The organism is Paenibacillus sp. 37 (assembly GCF_008386395.1).
Taxonomy (GTDB): domain Bacteria; phylum Bacillota; class Bacilli; order Paenibacillales; family Paenibacillaceae; genus Paenibacillus; species Paenibacillus amylolyticus_B.
In genome coordinates this window covers 2,939,904-2,960,008 of sequence record NZ_CP043761.1, presented here as the reverse complement: position 1 = coordinate 2,960,008, position 20,105 = coordinate 2,939,904, and the positions used below count along the sequence as shown (strand labels likewise).

1 protein-coding gene is annotated in these 20,105 nt (G+C 51.2%); it reads right to left on the bottom strand.

Annotated elements, in window-relative coordinates:
- Positions 1 to 8: 8 nt before the first annotated feature.
- The gene (locus F0220_RS13110) at positions 9 to 20,084 is read right to left on the bottom strand and encodes an SDR family NAD(P)-dependent oxidoreductase (RefSeq protein ID WP_188310545.1); all 20,076 of its coding nucleotides are present in this window, start codon (positions 20,082 to 20,084) and stop codon (positions 9 to 11) included.
- Between the last annotated feature and the right edge of the window lie 21 nt (positions 20,085 to 20,105).

Here is a 20,105-nt window from a genome sequence, read left to right as displayed (position 1 = left end):
GATCACTCCTATTCCTTCATGAACGCTTCAACAAATTGCGCTTCCGTTAGTTCCCCGTCCAGAACACGATCCACCAGTTCCGAATAGAGGTCGTCCCTGTGCTTTTCCCCTTTGGGAGAAGCTGTATACATTGGAGAGGAAATATCTAGTGTTTGTGATTTTACAGTTCTGATCTTGTCCCGAATTCGTTCAGGGTTCCCTGCCATGACCATCACTCTGGAAGAACCGGATGATAGTGCAAGGGTTAATGCCTTTATTCCCTGACTCGAATGCAGGGGTCTCATTCCCATTTGCCGCCACATCATTTGTTTGACAGATGCGTCCACCTTCATGCCGCCATTTTCCCATAATGGCCAGTTTACGGACAGTGTCCTGCCGCTTCGTTTGCCCTGACTCACCATCGTTTCCCGGTATGTTGCGTATAGGTCCATGAATGCATTGGCTGTAGCGTAATCACTCTGCCCCATATTGCCGAGCACGGCAGTTCCAGAGGAGAACAGGATGAAGAAATCCAAGGCTTCCTGCTGTGTAGAACGATCCAGGTGTATAGTGCCCGCCACTTTGGGTTTCATAACCTCACGCCATTCTTCCTCTGTCTTGGCAAGAAACAAGCTGTCTCTGATTAATCCTGCTCCATGAATAACGCCGTGGATAGCGCCATAGACTTGTTTGATGCTATCAACAAGGTTCTCCACGGCTTCACCATCCGCTACATCAACCTGCAAATAGTCCACCCGTGCCCCCTGCTCTCGCAATACTTCAAGGGATTGTTCCATGAGACCATCCATCGGTGATCTGCCCACGAGAACAAGCGTTGGATGCTTGGCCTGAGTAGCGATCTCTTGCGCAAATACAAGGCCAATCCCTCCCATACCGCCTGTAATGAGGTAAACACCATGATCACGCCAAAACCGTTGTTCAAGAACAGTGGACGGATCAATCTCTTGCCAGTCTGCCCATTCCCGTCGACGACCCGTATAACGAATCCAGCTATCTTTAGGCTCGCAAACGTCCAACTTCAATTGCTGTAAAATATCTGCGTTGTCCAACTGTTCGTCCATTTCGATCAACTGTCCTGCAACAGCCGGATACTCGAGTTTAATAGTTTGCAACATACCTGACAGCGCAGCATACAAACGCTGCTCTCCATCATTAGGCACAACGGCCTGTATAATCCGCGGTTTATTCGATTCACTGGACAGTATCGTTTGAAGTGTACCAAACACCTGCAAGGCACCATCCTCAAACCACTTTTCGGCAGTGGCCATTCCCTGATCCAACCCAATCGGTATAAACGATGCTGACGGAAATTCAAGCTCCATCTCACTCAACCTGCAAGCGAATGCACCACATAAAATAACGATATGCTCAGCGTCTGGAGTCTTCCGGCTCCGACCTGCTCCTTCCACCTCCACCTCCATCTCCCGCCAGTACGGCTTTAACAGCAGCATTTCAGACTGAGCGGGTGTGTCAGCACCTGGCGCTGTGGATTTTGGATCGGGAAGCTGTCTGGAGGAAAAGCCAATTAAACGAACACAGACATCTCCTTTTTGATCAAACAAATCCATATCAAGCGTCATTCCTTTCCCATCCGAACTGGAATCGGAGCTGTAGCGCACCCATGCCCACATGTCCTGAGCACAAGCTTTGTAGATCTGGACTTTCTTCAACGCAAAAGGAACCGAAGGCTGTGGTTCACCTGAACCATGTCCCGCCTTTTTCCCATCCACATCAGGTTGCTCCAGCATCATGCCAATAGAGGCCTGCAACGCGGAGTCCAATATACAGGGATGAAGGACATGTGAGTTCATTTCCGGCAACAAATGCTCAGGTAGCTTCAGTTGGGCCAAAACTTCCCTTTCACCGATGAACAATTGCTGTATTCCCTCAAATGCAGGTCCGTACTGGATACCAGCTTGCCTAAATGCCTTGTAACAATCTTCACCCGTCCAAGTCGATCGGCTGCATGCAGTCATGAGTTCGTTCAGATCATGAATTGGAGCCATTTCAGTCTTTTCATTCCATCCCAACTGTCCTTGACTGTATACATGACGTTTCCCCTCAGCCTGCTGGCCTTGTCGGTATATCTCATAACTTATAAGCTCGGGATTCTCTGTGACAGGATGTAATCCGATTCCGACCTGAATGCTGTTATGAATTGCTGCATCTCCGTCCATGACAACGGGACTGATCCACACCACATTTTGCAGAAAAACAGGTCTTGTTCCGGCAACGGTAAGCTGCAATGCAGCCCGGGCCATCTCCAATTGGGCCACCCCGGGAAGTACGGAGACTCCATGAATAATATGATCCTTAAGGAAAAATTCTCTTCCATTGAAGACCGAGCTGAACCTTTGCTCAGTGAAATCAGACGTATTTTGTTGCACCAGGGGGTGAAGAGAAGTCCAAGAGCGCTCCCGCGATGGCGGCTCTTCCCTTTGCTCCCTTTCCTTTGACGCCATCCAATATTCCTCTCGGGCAAAAGGATACGTTGGCAGGCTGATGCGTAATGGTGGTACATCGCCATACATCTGGCCCCAGTTCAGATCATAGCCCTGGGCATACAGATCAGCCAGCACATGGAGTATATCCCTCTGTTTCTCCGCGGACAGACTTCTTTCGGTGCTTTTGATAATCCATTCGTCCCCATGCTCCTGTAACAGCTTTTGTCCAGTAAACCTTCTTGGCACCACGCCCTCAAACAAAACCCCTGACTTGGATTGCCCCCGTTGTTTCAACATGTATAGGGCATCTTCCCTGGACTGCACAACCACCGCACAACGGTGTCGGAAATGCTGTCGTCCCTCCAGCAGCGTGTAGCTGATTGCCGTCAGATCCGGCTCTTCTTCCCGATCCAGTGCGGTGATCATATCTTCTACCTTGCGCTGTAGTGCCTCTTCAGTTTTGGCTGACAACGCCAGCAAATAATAAGATGCCGCATAACCAGAGGTTTGTTTTTGCCTGCTGCCTTCATAACTTTCCACCACGACATGCACGTTGGTTCCACTCATGCCAAAGGCACTTACCGCACCCAACCTCGCCTGCTCTGTTCGTGGCCAAGACCGATTGCTTTTATTCACATAAAACGGCCCCTCCGACCACCGGATATATTCACTTTTCTCTTCACAGTGCAGACTTGCCGGGATCGTCTCATGACGCATCGCCTGTACCAGGCTAATCAGGCTCACCACTCCCGAAGCAGCGAGGGTATGACCCAAATTCGTTTTTACCGACGTCAGCGCACAGGAGCCTGGCTCCATATTTCGCGTTTTGTAGGCCTCCTGCAAAGCATTGATTTCGACAGGGTCTCCGAGACGTGTTCCCGTCCCGTGAGTCACAATGTACTGCATGTTCTCCGCTCGAATGCCGTACCGGGTATATACCTCATTCATCAGTGCCGTTTGTGCCACCCCACTTGGTGCGGTGATTCCATTCGTTTTGCCATCATAGTTCATGCCACTGCCCCGAATGACCCCGTAGATCGAGTCTCCATCCGCCTCAGCCTGGGATAAGGTCTTTAATACAACAACCGCTATCGCTTCTCCCGGGACCATGCCATTGGCACGTTGGTCAAACGCATAACAGCGCCCATCCTCAGACAGCATGCCCGCCTGGGACATCGCTTCGAGTCCCTGCTCGGTAAGCAGCAGGCTCACCCCTGCCGCAAGAGCTGTGTCACACTCTCCAGTTCGCAGGCTGGTACAGGCTTGATGAACAGCCGCCAGCCCCGAAGAACAAGCCGTATTAATCGCCATATTGGGACCATTCAGGTCCAGTAGATAGGCTAATCTAGCGGCCAGAATGGCATTGTGGTTGGATGTAAGCGGCCCGTCCAGACCAACAACTTGTAAATACTCATTGTTCTCCACCCCGACAAACATACCGACCCGGCCGGAGGAAAGCTGTCTTTTGCCATAAGCGGCATCTTCAAGCGCTCTCCAGGATTCCTGCAATAGCAATCGCTGACGCGGGTCCATGCTCTCGGCTTCACGCGGAGAAATTTCGAAGAAGCGGGGGTCAAACTCCCGTACCCCTGGCACAAGACCGCATTTCCAAGGTCCACGCCCATTGCGGGTGGAAAACCGGTCCTCCGGTGCCCTTTTTATCGCTTCCTTACCCTGACTGATCATCGACCACATCTCGTCCACATCACGTGCTTCGGGGAACCGTCCGCTCATACCAATAATGGCAACAGGTTCCGTGAATTGATCCATTTTGTCCAGATTACGTGCAGTTGGGCGAAGATCGGATGCAGGGAAGGATTTGCCGCCAGCCCATCTTCCGGAACGTTCAGATCGGTAACCTCGGTCCGCGACATCGGATTTCATGTCGGTCACGACTTCCCTTTCTTCGTACATGCCAATTAAAACATCCCGATGCTCGTTTTCCAGATATTCAGCCAATCCCTTCAGTGTAGAATGTCCAAAGAAAATGGATGGTGTCACTTCCGCTCCGTAATGATGGCTTAACCGTGCTGCATACTCCGTCAAGCTGATGGAATCAAATCCAAACTCCGCAAGATTGGCTTGAGGGTCCAATTCTTCATGAGGTATCTTTAACAGCTCGCTTGCTATTTCTCCAAGCTCCCATTGCGCGCATTCAGCCACCGTTTTGCCACGTAACTCCATACGTACACGCCGCTTCACCGAAGGATTCGTAAAAACCGGATTCCTAACTCCATGTGAAGGCTGAGGCATGCTGTCAGCTCCATCAGGTGTGAATTCAACACCCAGAAAACGATATATGCGTTCCGGTTTCCCCGCCATAACGAGTTGGTGAGCGTAAGGTTCATTTAGAATTTTTGGAAATAATGCTAGCCCTTCGTCTTTTTCCAGAAAACGTTGACCGCTGGTTTTGAGATACATGGCCGAAGCATTCTTTTCTGCTGTGCCCATTCCGCCCTCTCTCCAAAGCGGCCAGTTGATGGATACCGTGTGAATAGGACCCGTGCGATGCTGTTCTTGGGCATAGGCCATCTGGAATCGATTCGCCACAGCATAATCACAGGAACCGAAGTCTCCCAAAATAGCCGATGAGGAAGAGAAATAACTGCGGAACTCCAGCGGTTCGTTACCAAGCGCCTTGTCCAATGCCATTGTTCCCCGGATTTTGGGAGCAAGCACACGCTCAAAATCTGCTGCTGATTTATCCAGCACACTTACCCGACTTTCAATCCCGGCAGCGTGGATCAGTCCGTGAATTTCGCCAAATCTTCGTTTAACTGTTCGCACCGCTTCTTCGACTTGTTCTAATACAGCAACATCAGTCTGAACATACATGACCTGACTGCCCGCCTCGGTCAACTCATCAATTCTTTGCTGTTTCACAGAATCCAGGGAAGATCGGGCCATCAACACCAGATTTACTCCCAACGGAGCCCATGCTCTGGCAAAAGCGAGGCCAATTCCTCCCAATCCGCCTGTAATCAAATATGTCTTTCCTGGCAACACGTATTCTGTTCCCTGTTTGTAATGCTCGACAGGTGGGATTGATCTGATACGGCTTACTTTGCGCTGCTGATGCTCATAACGTACGCTGCATCGCTGGTTCGACCTTAATTCTTGCCATAACCGTTCACTCCACCATTGCCAGTTCACTTCGTTTATGGATTGCACATCACTGCTGATTACCTGTAATTTCGTATGGGGCATAACGAGCCCAAGTGAACGCTCAAAACCAATCCATGCATCCAGGTAACACCGCTCGATCCCTGTTCTGTATTCCCCGGCGAGCAGAATTCGGCCAGGCTTGATCTTCTCTGCTGCCAATGCCTGAAGCAAAAGTAATATCGGCTTCGTGTCCTGCAGCAGTAGCGGTTCCTCCAGTGCCGACAAATATAGTACAGTATCCACGTTCCCATATTGCTGGCTGATCTCCTGAAGCGCTTCTCTGTACTTCGCTAGATGAACGGTATCCGTCTCGTTTTCCCACAGTCCCGGATCGATGAAGACCAGCTGGATCTCAGGGTTGTGATGTTTCATCCGTGAAACGAACCTCTCCTGATTCTCCTGACGGGAAAGTACACATAACATAGTCTGTGGGTTCTCTTCATGATGAAGTTCTGGCTCCGATTCTTCCCATATTTCCTCAAAAGCCATCAGAAGGTTATCATCTGCAACCTCGCGTCCGATCTCCTTTCTTTCCATGTCCTCCGGTACATCTTTTGTCATCAGATTCTTTTGGACCTGTAAACCCGCCATGTGTGCAACTACCTGTTCTTTCGCATCATAGAAAGTAACATCCAGCCCGGAATCCAACTCCCTGATCCACATCCACAGCGGATGCTGCAAGTGATCTGCGGAAAATTCCATAGACTCCATGGAAAGCCAGGTATGTCTTTGACTCTGTACCTCATGTGTAAGCGATTCTCCTATCTCATGTACAAGCGAGTCGCCTACCTCACTTACTGGTATCGTTTTGTTACGATAATCTGCTGCCGCTCCCGTTCTTGTCTGAAAGATGTTTGCCGCCAGTGATACGGCTTCAGTCAGCGACTTCGGTGTAATCAGCAAAGCCCGATCCTGATCATTGCGATTAGGCGAGAGCTTTATTAACACTTCATTCTCTCCGGTATAACAACAAACAATGGATGAGCATATACCTTCTGACGATAGGTTCCTAAGCTCCACTTGCGTACATCTTTCGGTAATGGACTGCACATCCATTGGGGGCCTCACGAATTCCAGAAGTTCATACTCGATGCGACCCCTGCCCCATAACTCTTCATCACCCTCATCTCTTTCACTGAATATCTCATAGATTAAGGATTGATCTGATTGTGGAATGATGACCAAATGAACCTCCAGAGCTTCCTCTGTCACCACCATTGGATTAACCCACTGATGGTCGAACAGCTTCATGTGAACCGGAGCCTGATTCATCCCGTCCGCTCCTTTTAACGCACATGACACCGCTGCCCGCACCATCTCCACATGGGCTGCATCAGGAAGACATTTGTAACCCGATTCCATAGGCTCATGCAGTAACGGATCTTCCAGTGTAAAAATAGAGCTATACCGCTGTTCGCGCAGCGTTGACGTATTCCGGTGTATAAGCGGATGAAGCTTTGCTGTATGATGCTGCTCGTTCATCTGGACTGTTGCAGCGGATGACGGGGTCACCCAATATTCTTCCTGAGCAAACGGATAGGATGGCAGATGAATACGTCCAGGAGCAGCCTCGCCGTACATGTTCACCCAATCCAGCGCGTAACCCTGGCAGTATAAATCAGCCAGGACATGAAGAATGTCACGGTATGCCCCGGTTGAGGGTACTTGAGTTTCATGCTGAAGTTGATGTAATAGCTCATGACCATGTTCCCGGACAATGCGCTGTTCAATGAACTCCCGGCCCACTGTCCCGCGGAACATCTTCCCGTTATTTTCTTTCGTACCGAACTGTTTCCAGACATGCACAGCATCCGCCCTGGACTGTACAACCACCGCGCAGCGGTGACGGAAATGCTGTCGTCCCTCCAGCAGCGTATAGCTGATTGTCGCCAGATCCGGCATCTCTTCCCGTTCCAGTACAGCGATCATGTCTTCCACCTTGCGTTGTAGTGCTGCTTCCGTTTTGGCCGACAGTGCCAGCAAATAATAAGGCGCTGCATTTCCAGCCATTTGTTTTTGCCTGTTGCCTTCATAACTTTCCACTACGACATGCACGTTGGTTCCACTCATGCCAAAGGCACTTACCGCACCCAACCTCGCCTGCTCTGTTCGTGGCCAAGACCGATTGCTTTTATTCACATAAAACGGCCCCTCCGACCACCGGATATATTCACTTTCCTCTTCACAGTGCAGACTTGCCGGGATCGTCTCATGACGCATCGCCTGTACCAGGCTAATCAGGCTCACCACTCCCGAAGCGGCGAGGGTATGACCCAAATTCGTTTTTACCGACGTCAGTGCACAGGAGCCTGGCTCCATATTTCGCGTTTTGTAGGCCTCCTGCAAAGCATTGATTTCGACTGGGTCTCCGAGACGTGTTCCCGTCCCGTGAGTCACAATGTACTGCATGTTCTCCGCTCGAATGCCGTACCGGGTATATACCTCATTCATCAGTGCTGTCTGTGCCACCCCACTCGGCGCGGTGATTCCATTCGTTTTGCCATCATAGTTCATGCCACTGCCCCGAATGACCCCGTAGATCGAGTCTCCATCCGCCTCAGCCTGCGATAAGGTCTTTAATACAACAACCGCTATCGCTTCTCCCGGAACCATGCCATTGGCACGCTGGTCAAACGCATAACAGCGTCCATCCTCGGACAGCATGCCCGCCTGGGACATCGCTTCGAATCCCTGCTCGGTAAGCAGCAGACTCACCCCTGCCGCAAGAGCCGTATCGCACTCTCCGGCTCGCAGGCTGGCACAGGCTTGATGAACAGCCGCCAGCCCCGAAGAACAAGCCGTATTAATCGCCATATTGGGACCATTCAGGTCCAGTAAATAGGCTAATCTAGCGGCCAGAATGGCATTGTGATTGGATGTAAGCGGGCCGTCCAGGCCAACAAATTGCAAATACTCATTGTTCTCCACCCCGACAAACATACCGACCCGGCCGGAGGAAAGCTGTCTTTTGCCATAAGCGGCATCTTCAAGCGCTCTCCAGGATTCCTGCAATAGCAATCGCTGACGCGGGTCCATGCTCTCGGCTTCACGCGGAGAAATTTCAAAGAAGCGGGGGTCAAATTCCCGTACCCCTGGCACAAGACCACATTTCCAGGCATCCTTTTTACTGCTGGTGAATCGATCCGAGGGAACGCTCTTAACAGCCGTTTGCCCATTTACGAGAATCGACCACATCTCATCTACATTGCGCGCTTCGGGAAATCGTCCGCTGATGCCAATAATGGCAACAGGTTCATCGGCCGTTTGCATTCGACGTGTATCTCCCAAACGCCAGTACTTGCCAGATGCTTGTCTTTGGGCCTTAGACTTTCGGGCTTTGGCACGATGCTGTGCCGCTTTGCTTTTAATCGGTGCAGCTTGCTCTGTATGTTTTTCTTCCGTTTGGATTTCGTGATCTGCATATTGATCCGTGATGGCCTGCTCGAATTCTCGCTCCAGATAATGAGCCAATTCATAGAGTGTGGTGTGATCGAAAAATATGGATGGTGCCAGATCCACTCCAAAATGCTGATTAAGAACCGTTGCGTATTCAGTCAGGCTAATGGAATCAAATCCATATTCCGCAAGATTTTCATTGCCATCAATCAGTTCTCTTGGAATTTTCAACGTTTGCCCCGCCAGTTCCCTTAACTCCCATCTTACACACTCCGACGTTGTTAGGCCCAAAAGCTCCGGTCTCCGGCGAGAAACCATGAGAGCAGATGAAGCTTCTTTTGAGAGGATCACGGTTTCTTTCTCGGATTTACTAAATGAAGAATCAAGTGCAAATGCACCTGTACTTGTACTTGTACTTGTACTTGTACTTGCAGTATCCGAATGGACCACCATTCCTTCGCTTTCTGCCTCTGGCGATATGGCTGTAAATCCTGCTTCTAATCCCTGAATCTTTAACACTATGCGTCCTTCTGATGAATACAAACGAATGTCCAACACTTCAAGCCCTGGTGCCCCGTTCATCCGTTCTCTTCTGTCTACTCTCGCCCAAGAAATGTTTGATGCTCCTATTGCATCAAGTCTTTGAAGGGATTGAATGTAAACAGGACGTGAAGCAGACATATCCAACTGCTGATTTGCTTCATTTTCGATTTCCGTCCAGCCCAGCCCCCCATAAACGGCAAGCTGAATGGCATCTACTGGCAGTTTGTACACTGATGGTACAGATAACACATCCGTTGCATGTTCAAACTTGATCAGGATATGACCTTCCCCCGCATATATACGTTCTACCGCATAAGGAGATGAGGACAAGAGTGGCTTTGAAGCATGGTTCGCAAAAGCAGTGATCGACGAATCCAGCTCAACCGTGTCGAGCTCATCGATAGAACCAATCTCCAGAGCATCTGATGCTGTAAACTCAGAAGCCACCTTTCTGGCCATTCCGCTACTGTATATGGGTTGGAGTCCCCCTGCATGTTCACCATATATGACGTATCCCACGGTTAAATGTGGTTCGGATTGCAATGAGACGTGTAACGGAAGTGTCTGATCAGACACGTAAATAGAGCTGTCCCATATCACATCCTGCAACTGGATCGATAATTCAGATTCTTCTGGATCATGATGATCAGGTATCGCCAATTCCATAGCTGCATAGGCGATCTCCAGATGAAGTAAGTCAGGCAATAATTTTGCTGTTTGTTCTTCATGGATCTCCATAAGCATAGGTGAATCCATCGTGAAGAGTGAACTGTATCGCTGCTCATGAAGATCCGAAGTATTACTGTGCACAAGTGGATGAAGCATGGCTGGCCCATTACTTCCAATTACGTTGGAGTTGGACGATGCTACCTCTAATTTCATTGGAGCCCAATAACGATTTCTTGCAAAGGGATAGGACGGCAAACTGATTCGACGCGGGTGCTGCTGTCTGTTGTCCCCGTATAGCTCCATCCACTGAATCACTGCCCCTCGTGTCCAGGCGTCCAGTACATGCTCATAACGACCCTGGGACAGCCAGCGTTTCACATTCTCCTTCATGTCTTCCTCGTCTGTTAACCAGCCCGGATTGTCCTGCCCTTGCTTCACATGACCCTGATAATACTGGCTTCCTTTGCCTACCGGTTCCGCCTGACCCGCCTGTTCCACATAGCTGTCCAGCTTGGCGAGAAGCTCGTCCACCGTTTGCGCCAGTACGCCCAACCGAGCCTCCATTGCTTCACGTCCGGTTTGCAGCGTATAGGCGATCTCCCTTACACTCCAGCTGCTCTGCCCAATGCGAAGTGTATCCCGCAGCTGACGCGCCTGAACGACCAGTCGTTCCTCGTTTCTCGCCGACAGCACAACCATCCCGGGAACTTCATTTTTCTCGCTTTTCTCGTGTTGCTCGTTCGCCTGTTCTTGCCCCAGTTCGGGTTCCCGGTATTCCTCCAAAATGAGATGAGCATTCGCTCCACCTGCACCAAACGAGGAAATTCCCGCCCGTCGCGGTACGTTCTGACCGTCCACCCTTGGCCGTGCCCAAACGTCTAACTCCCGCTGGACCCTGAACGGGGTTTGACTAAAGTCAATATGCGGGTTCGTCTGCTGCACATGCAGGGACGGCGCCAGCTCCCCATGCTGCAATTGCAACAGCACCTTGGTGACTCCCGCGATGCCTGCTGCGCTCTCCGCATGTCCGATATTGGATTTCGCTGAGCCAATGGCACAGTAGGTTTCTTCCGATGGCTCTTGCTGAAAAGCTTTACTCAACCCCGCAATCTCGATGGGGTCACCAAGCGACGTACCCGTGCCATGGGCTTCCACATAACTGATCGTCCGCGGGTCAACTCCCGCCTCACGCAAGGCCCGGCCGATGACGTCCGCTTGAGCGTTGGGATTCGGCACGGTATATCCGTTCGTTTTTCCACCGTGATTCAAGGCCGACCCTTTGATCACGCCGTAAATCCGGTCCCCGTCTGCAACGGCTCGTGCGAGCGGCTTTAACAGGACCGCGCCAACGCCTTCACCCGGCACATACCCGTCGCCCCCTTCACCAAAGCTCTCACAACGGCCTTTGCTGGACAGGAATCGTCCCTGGGACAACATGATATATTTGTTCGGGTGGACCGACACATTCACCCCGCCCGCCACCGCTACCTGACATTCGTTCTGTCTCAGACTTTGGCACGCCAGATGAATGGAGGTCAGCGAAGACGAACACATCGTATCCACCGCCAAACTTGGTCCGCGGAAATTACAGAAATACGACACCCGGTTGGCGATGGACGCCGGATTACCCGAGAGCGCAATTGAGGACTCGGCCCCGTACAGCTGATATTCCTCGTACATCACACCCACGTACACCCCCACGATGTCCGCCGCCAAACGCTCCCGCGTATACCCCGCATCCTCCAGCGTCTCGTACACACACTGCATGAACAATCGTTCCTGCGGGTCCATCATCTCGGCTTCCCGGGGAGAGATCTGGAAGAACAACGGGTCGAATTCGTCCACACCGTCCAGAAATCCACCCCAGCGTCCATAGGTCTTGCCCGGCGTGCCCGGCGCCGGATCATACACCTGCTCCTGATCCCAGCGTTCTGGCGGGATTTCGGTGATACTGTCTGTTCCACTGCGTAGATTCTCCCAAAACTCATGGATATTCCGCGCTCCCGGATACCTTCCCGCCACACCAATAATGGCGATGTCCTGCTTCTCCTCCTTCTCTTGCACCTGAATGGATGATTCAGTTGGATTTATCGAATTCAAAGAATTCATTGGGGCTGCATTCTTCGACTCTGGATTAGTAGCTTGTTGATTCTTTAACGTCCTCTTTTGGCGTAAAATGCCCTTGGAGTTAACGTCCTCTATTTTTGGCTTTTGTACAGCAACCGAGGTTGGAGATATACTAACGGACTCCTTAGAACGTTCTCCCCCTACAATGAGTCGCAGTTGTTCATGATGGTGCTCAAGAAAATATTCGCTCAGAGCCCGAAGGGTCTGATACTCGAAAAAAAGCGTTTTGGGCAAGAGACCAAACTGTTCTTCCAAATGGGTAGTCATCTGCATAATAAGCAGCGAATCTATACCATATCGATCCATGGCTGTATCTGCATCAATCCTTGATGTTGGAAGTCCGATGACACGGGCTAAACGCTCTTGCAGAAATAGAACTGTTTTTACTCGCAAATCAGCATCATTCTTCTGCGCAAGGTCATGTTTCTCTTCATTCATATCCAGGTCCATTCGCTCCTTCCCCAGTGGGTGGATCTGACCGGTAACATGCCGGATCGTTTGACTCATGTTTAAGTGTTCCAACAGTGTCTCTGCGGAAATGTCCCATCCATGCCGGGTCAGCAGTCTGCGGGAAAGCTCGCTCCATTGTACCGGGTCCAAACCATATTCACTCCAGTCTATATCCGGATCAATCTCCTGCTCCGCCACGTTTAGTAAGGCGGCAACTTCCAACGTAAGCACTGCTTCCAGCTCAGCTGCGCTTCCCGCCTGAGACGTCTGAGACGCAACTTGTGGCGTTTCCGTGTGGGTGGGTAGCCATTCCGACACCGGTTCAAGTTTGTCTGCCTTTACCGGCTCGATCGGTTGGCCCGACCACGAATCTCCCGGTTCCAGCAGGCTTCTGCGCAGCACCAACAGATTGCCTTCCGCAACCGCCACCTGACTGCTTCCACTCGCCCAGGCCTGATACAGCGCCTTCACACCCGAAGCGGTTCCCATCGGTCTCAGCCCATGCTGTTTCCACAGACGTGCCTTCCCCTCTTCCTCCAGCTGCATCCCGCCTTCTTCCCACAGCGGCCAGTTGATGGACAAGGTTCGACCCTGACACTCCCCGCGCTTCATCCGTGCATTTCGGCTCACCGCATACGCATCCATATACCCATTCGCGGCGGCATAGTCGCCCTGCCCTGCATTCCCCGTCACCGCTGCACCGGAGGAAAACAGCAGCAGTACATCCAGCGCCTCTGTCCCGATCACTTCTTCCAGGTTCCGTGTGCCATTTACTTTCGGGGCCAGCACCGCCTGCCAGTCGGCTTCCGTTTTGTACCGAATCAGACTGTCCCGGATCTCTCCGGCACAATGCAGCACCCCGTTCACCCGACCGTATTGCTGACGAAGACGCCGAAACAGTGCATCGACCGCCTCTCTGTTGGTGACGTCCACCATTTCATAAAGCACCCGGGCCGGAAGCTGCGCCATCTCTCGTTGTACCGTCTCTGGCATCGCCGGAGATCGGCCGGTCAAAATGAGTGTACTGCCTTCTGTTTGAGCAGCAATTTCCTGGGCCCAAATCCGTCCCAGTCCACCAGCTCCACCTGTAATGACGTAGACGCCTTCGTCCCTCCAGGGGGACAACAGCGGGAATCCCGTCTTTGTCTTCGGCTCCATCTCGGCTTCCGCATGTACATTTCGAATCAAATGTTCATCCATGTCCACGTCCTTCCAGCCTGCTCGCTTCAGCCCGTCTGCTTCCCAACGCAGGTGAGTTTCCTTCGCATGGAGCGCACACTGGTGCAGTTGTTCAGCCAACACTGCGGCGGCTGTCTCTGGCTGGACTTCGACCAGCTGTGCCAGACAGCCCGGATGCTCCAACCGCACCGTCCGCAGCAGCCCACTCAGGCCAGCGAACCGTCTTCCTTCTTCATCTCCAGCTATGACAATTTGCAAGGCCATTCCGCCGCTTCGCTGTTTTGAAAGTTGCTGCTGAATGTGATGCAGGACGGCCTGAACAGCTTGTCCGTACCGCGCCTCCAACGCCCCCGTTAACACCATCTGCTCCCAGGGCAAATCCGCATCTGCATTCGCGAAACCTTGCGGGGCCCAATCACACAGCAGCACCGCCGGCTCGACTGCCGGAACCCCAGGCGTTAGAGCGCGTTGCGGCAGTTCCTGCCACTCGGGCTGCACCAACAGTACGCCTTCCCGGCTTTCCGGTACACGCGAGGTAATGCCCCGCAGCCGAATGCAAACCTGTCCCTCTGAATCACACAGTTCCAGATCCAGTTTACGGACCCTCACCTCCGCGGCGGAAGATGCCGCAGGATCGGGGCGAACACGCACTACCACCCACATTTGCGCTTGGCAAGGAGCCATCACTTCCGCCTCCTCCAGCGCAAAAGGTAACGGAGCGGAAGCCGGCTGGTTTCCATACCGTTCTCCTGTGCTCCCAAGGGCAGCGCCCTCCAAGTTTACTTCACCCTTCAGAGGTGTGGATCTCAACGCTGCCGCGATCTCATCTCCTGCCAATAGGGCGATGGTCGCTTGCAAGGCTCCATCCACCATACCCGGATGCAGCACGGTGTCCGCTTGCCCCTCGAAGAGGGCGTGTGGCAGACGAAGCTGCGCCAAGGCCTCGTCCGCCCCCCAGTGTAGTTCGACAATCGCCTGATGGGACGGACCGTACTCCAAGCCCAGCTTCCGGAACGTTTCATAACAGACTTCCCCGCTGGCCTGTCCTTGGGTGCAACGGCTGCGTACGGCCTGCAAATCCAGACTTTGCACGGCTTCTGCCAGGGGGCGTCCGATGCTCACACGCCCTTGACTATACACCGCTTCCCCAGACTCGATGGCAGACTCGGTGGATGACGCTGCCGATATTTCATAGGACAGGCTCCCATCGGCCTCGGCTTCAAGTGCAAGATGAACCTCCACAGGCTCCTCCCCAACGATGAGCGGCCTGCTCCACATGACATGGCGCAGTAACAGGCTATGTGTGCGCGGAGGCCAGTTCGCTGCGTATGCTGCTGCTGCCTGGGCCATCTCCAGTTGAACGACAGCGGGAAGCAGCTTGTGCCCCTGTACCACATGATCGCTTAGGAAGGGCTCTCTGCCATTAAACTGGCTACTGTACCACTGGCCTCGCAGCAGATCCGAGCGGTTATGGTGCAGCATGGAGTGCAGTAATATGCTTTCATTTAATGGCTTAACCGTTGTTGGTTTTTCTGCTAATGCTGAGTCATTCATTTCTTCGGGCTCCACCCAATACCGCTCTCTGGCAAATGGATAGGTGGGGAGTGAAATGGTTCGATAGTGACCCCGCTCAAACAACAGATCATAATCCAGTTCATATCCCTGGATATACAGATCCGCCGCAGTGCCCAGCTGCTCCAAATATTCGCTTGCATGTGTCGTCTTCCGGCAGCTCCGCAAACATTCATTCCCATATCGCTGCAATGAGGAGTGCTCACGTGAAGTGTCCGGTGTTCCTTGTGAAACCCGAACCTGTGGTGCACTTCCCTTGCCCAACCAGCGTTGAAGTAACGTTATCGCTTCATTCAGACTTCGGGCCACACAAGCTAGGCGGAAATCCATATGTTTGCGTCCCAATAACAGGGTGTAGCTCAGGTTACCGCAATCGAGTTCCGGCAATTGTCTTCCGTAGGCGGTGAGTTGTTCAACCTGCTGACGCAATTGTTCGGCGGTACGAGCTGAAAGTGCAATCAAATATCCCGGCATCGGCTCTGACGGTCTGGATCGCAGTGGTCCCTCCTCAATGACCATATGGGCATTCGTACCACTGAAACCAAATGAACTGATTGCAGCACATCTTCTGCCACTTGATCCGGCTTTCCATTCCATCGTGGCTGTAGGGATATAAAACGGGCTCTCATTTAAGGCAATCTGGCTGTTGGGTTGATGAAAATGAATAGAGGGGGCTATTTTTTGATGACGCATCCCCAGCATAATTTTAAACAAACCCGCTACTCCGGCTGCCGTGGCCGTATGACCGATATTGCTTTTTACCGAGCCGATCGCACAGAACTGTTTTTGGTCCGTATGTTTTCTGAACGCCTGCGTCAATGCATTGAACTCAATCGGGTCTCCCAGCCTGGTCCCTGTCCCATGAGCCTCAACAAGCTGGATATGTTCAGGATTAATATTAAAAGTCTCATATACGTTCTGCTCAAGCCGTTCCTGAGATTTCGCACTGGGAGCAGTAATTCCATTGGTGGACCCATCCTGGTTTATTCCGCTCCCTCGAATGACTCCGTAAATCTGATCACCGTCATCCAGCGCCTCGCTGAGCCTTTTCAGGATAACAACCCCTGCACCTTCTCCCGGTACAAAACCATCTGCCGCTTCATCAAAGGTATGACACCGTCCTGTTGGAGACAGCATTCCCGCTCGATTGGAGGCAAGGTAAAAGCCAGGGGTGGACTGGATGAATACGCCTCCGGCAACGGCCATATTGGTCTCTCCTGACCATAATCCCTGACATGCCAGATGAATGGCTACCAATGAACTGGAACAGGCCGTATCCACTGTAATGGCCGGACCATGCAGATTCAGGTAATAGGCTATACGAGCAGGCACAATAGAATTGGCGTTCCCCCAGAAAGCTTGCGGGGGGGCCTCATGTCCAAAAATGCTCTGGTAATCCATACCACTGCAGCCTACATAAACGCCGCATTGAAGGCCCTCGGCCTTTTTGCCAGCATAACCTGCATCTTCAAGCGCCTTCCAGGACTCCTCCAAAAAAATGCGCTGCTGCGGGTCCATATAGGTGGCTTCCACGCCGGATATATTAAAAAACAGAGGATCGAAACGATCAAAATCCTCTATAAAGCTGCCATGTCGACAATAGGACTGCTGATCAGCGTAATAAGCGTCCAGATCCCAACGTTTTACCTCTCCAATCAGATCATGCCCGGCTTGCAAATGTTGCCATAACTCCTCAGGATTGCGACTTTGTGCAAATCGACCACTGATTCCAACAATCGCTATTTCATCCCGGACGGGCAGTGTTTCTTGATTCATTGTGGCCTCTTCTACCACAACGTTTTGCTCCCATGGCTTAACAGAATCCGGCTTAAAACGTTCTTCTTCAGGGATATGTACCACAATTTTGCCGATATTACTGCGGTTTCCCATAGCCTTATACGCTTCTTTCACTTGCTGAAAAGGATAAGTGGCATATATCGTCGGACGAATGATGTTCTGGTCAATTAGAATCGCCATTTCCTTCATATAGGTTCGAATGATAGAAGGATCACGGAAGGCCATCCGTCGCAAATCTACCGAAAAGAATGCCTGATTGTTCGATAACAAGGATAAATCAATATTTTTGGCTGATTTGAGGGCAGTCATGGCAATTTCAATATATCTGCCACCTGGAGCAAGACAAGCCATACCCTTTTGAATCGCATCACCCGATAAGGTATTGATGACCATATCTACACCTTGCCCGTTCGTAAGACGGTGAATCTCCTCGGCAAAATCCTGCTCCACATACTGAATGGTATGGTGCACACCCTGCTGTTGCAGATAGTTCAGTTTCACATCTGAACCGGCTGTGGCATAGATTTCCAGACCATAGTGCTGGGCCAGCTGTACCGCAATAAGACCTGTCCCTCCGGCCGCCGTCTGTATCAATATTTTTTCACCTGGCTGCGGTTTGGCTTTGTGGAACACATCAAGCATGGTCATCGTGACGGCCGGCAGTGAGCAGGCTTCTTCAAATGTTAATCTTTTCGGTTTGGGTACAACATGAGCTGCCGGACAGATCACCATATTGGCATGACCACCCATCTGCTCACCCATCATGCCCACCACTTCATCACCGCGCCGAAGGTCTGTGACCTCGGAACCTGTTTGAACGACGACCCCGCTGACTTCAAAGCCAGGGGTAAACGGATAAAGGGGCATGGTTGGATACAGCCCTTTTACACATAACAGATCTCCAAAATTAAGTGAAAAAGCATGCACAGCAATTTGTACTTCGTTTGGCTGGAGTGAACGCGATTGATCCCGAATCAGTTGAAGCTCTTCCGGTTCTCCAGGTTTCTCCAGCAGCAATCGATAATATACACCTTCCGAACCGGATCCCAGCTTTACGTTATCAACCCTTGTGCTTGTCCAAGTCGAATTAGGATTAGTCCTCTCATCCCGAACCGGCAACCGATCCTCATTCCTATGCACAGCAGACTTCTCAGCCGTATGATTATCGCTGCTTATGTCCATAATGCTGACTTGTTCGTCTTTCCTCTGTGGAGATGTAACAGCCGGGGCAGGCAGCATGGACGCCACAATTTCTTGTCGATATTGCTCCAGCATGTGCTTGCTTAGGGCATGGACCGTGTTATGATCGAACAGCACTGTAGTCTGCATCACTATTCCACATTGCTCATTAATGAGATTGACCAGATTCACGGCAACAATGGAATCGACGCCATATTCAGAGAAACTTTGATGATTATCGATCCGGTCCTGGCTCATCTTCAAGGATGTCTCTATGCTGTCCCGGATGACCGTAATCATATGATCCCGGATCAGGTGGTCCGGAATATCTGCTGTAGGCTGAATGTTTCCAGTCCCCGTGACCAAGGACGGACTGGGCTTCCACTCCACCTCAGGAATCGCTTTTGTTTGTGTCTGTACAGAATGAGATGCAGGGCTCTGTTCTAATTCGTGTATAATGATGCCATCACTTTGAGATACAACGATTTGTTGCCCCCACTCTTCAGCATTTAATGCCGGAAAACGAACATTTCTGAGCCCCTCTTTGGCGAGTACCTTTTTCCATGTATTAGGTGTAAGTCCCGGGCAGCCCGGAATACGCAGTGCCTCATCTTCGTATAACCACCAGCCCTCCAACAAACCAAACGTAATATGGGCAAAAAGTGTATTATCAGTTATCTCATTCAGGAGCAGATGCCCCTGCTTTTTGAGTGCTGCTTTGATATGTCTGAGGGTTTGACGAATATTCGGTGTAGCATGCAGCACATTGGCCGCGATCGCTATATCATAGACAGCTTCATTAATGGATTGACCCTTCAGCTGCTTGGTCACATCTATTTTTCTGTAGGTCAAATATGAGTGTTCATTCCCATAGCGCTGCTCTGCCTGCAACAGAAAAGAGGAAGAGATATCCGTATAACAATATTCCTCAATGTGCTGGGCATACGGTCTGAGCATGTCCAGCACAGGGGTACTGGTTCCGCCTGTACCCGCGCCAAATTCGATGATTCTCAACCGGATGGTTGCATTCTTTTTTCTTTTTTCTTCAATAATTGTTATAAGTTGCGATCCCAGAACCTCATTGAAATAGTCGGCGATGGGATTGTTTTGGTATATGCCTTCGACAAGTGTCATGCTTGAATTGGGGAAAAGAACATCCGTTGCCTGCTTGTGGCCCCGAAGAATATCAGGCAGGTGTTTTAATGCCGTTTCTGCCAAAAGGACCTGGGATCGAAGATGGCCCTTTTGCAGCCATTGCTGTTTAACTTCATCCCATTTCTGCCACACATTCTCGAAGGTAGTAGCGGTTTGCCCGCCTGCAGCGCTATTCCCATCTTCTTTGGCTAACACAGCAAGTGTCTCTTCCATCCAGCGATGAAACAAAACGGGTATCCCGTTTTTCTCTAACCATTCCCGGGTGCTGGAATAGCTTTTTTCAAACAACCCCATTGCCTTTAATTCCGCTGACAATAATGCGACAAGCCACCCGTGTAACTGATCTGTCTCACTGCGAAGTCCCTCGGGAATATGTTTTGTAATCGGAATATACACCTGATCATCCATTGTTTTAACCTCCCTGTGGCA

Coding starts and splice junctions, on each gene's coding strand:
- F0220_RS13110 (WP_188310545.1), bottom strand. CDS start 20,084: ATGGATGATCAGGTGTATATTCCGATTACAAAACATATTCCCGAGGGA.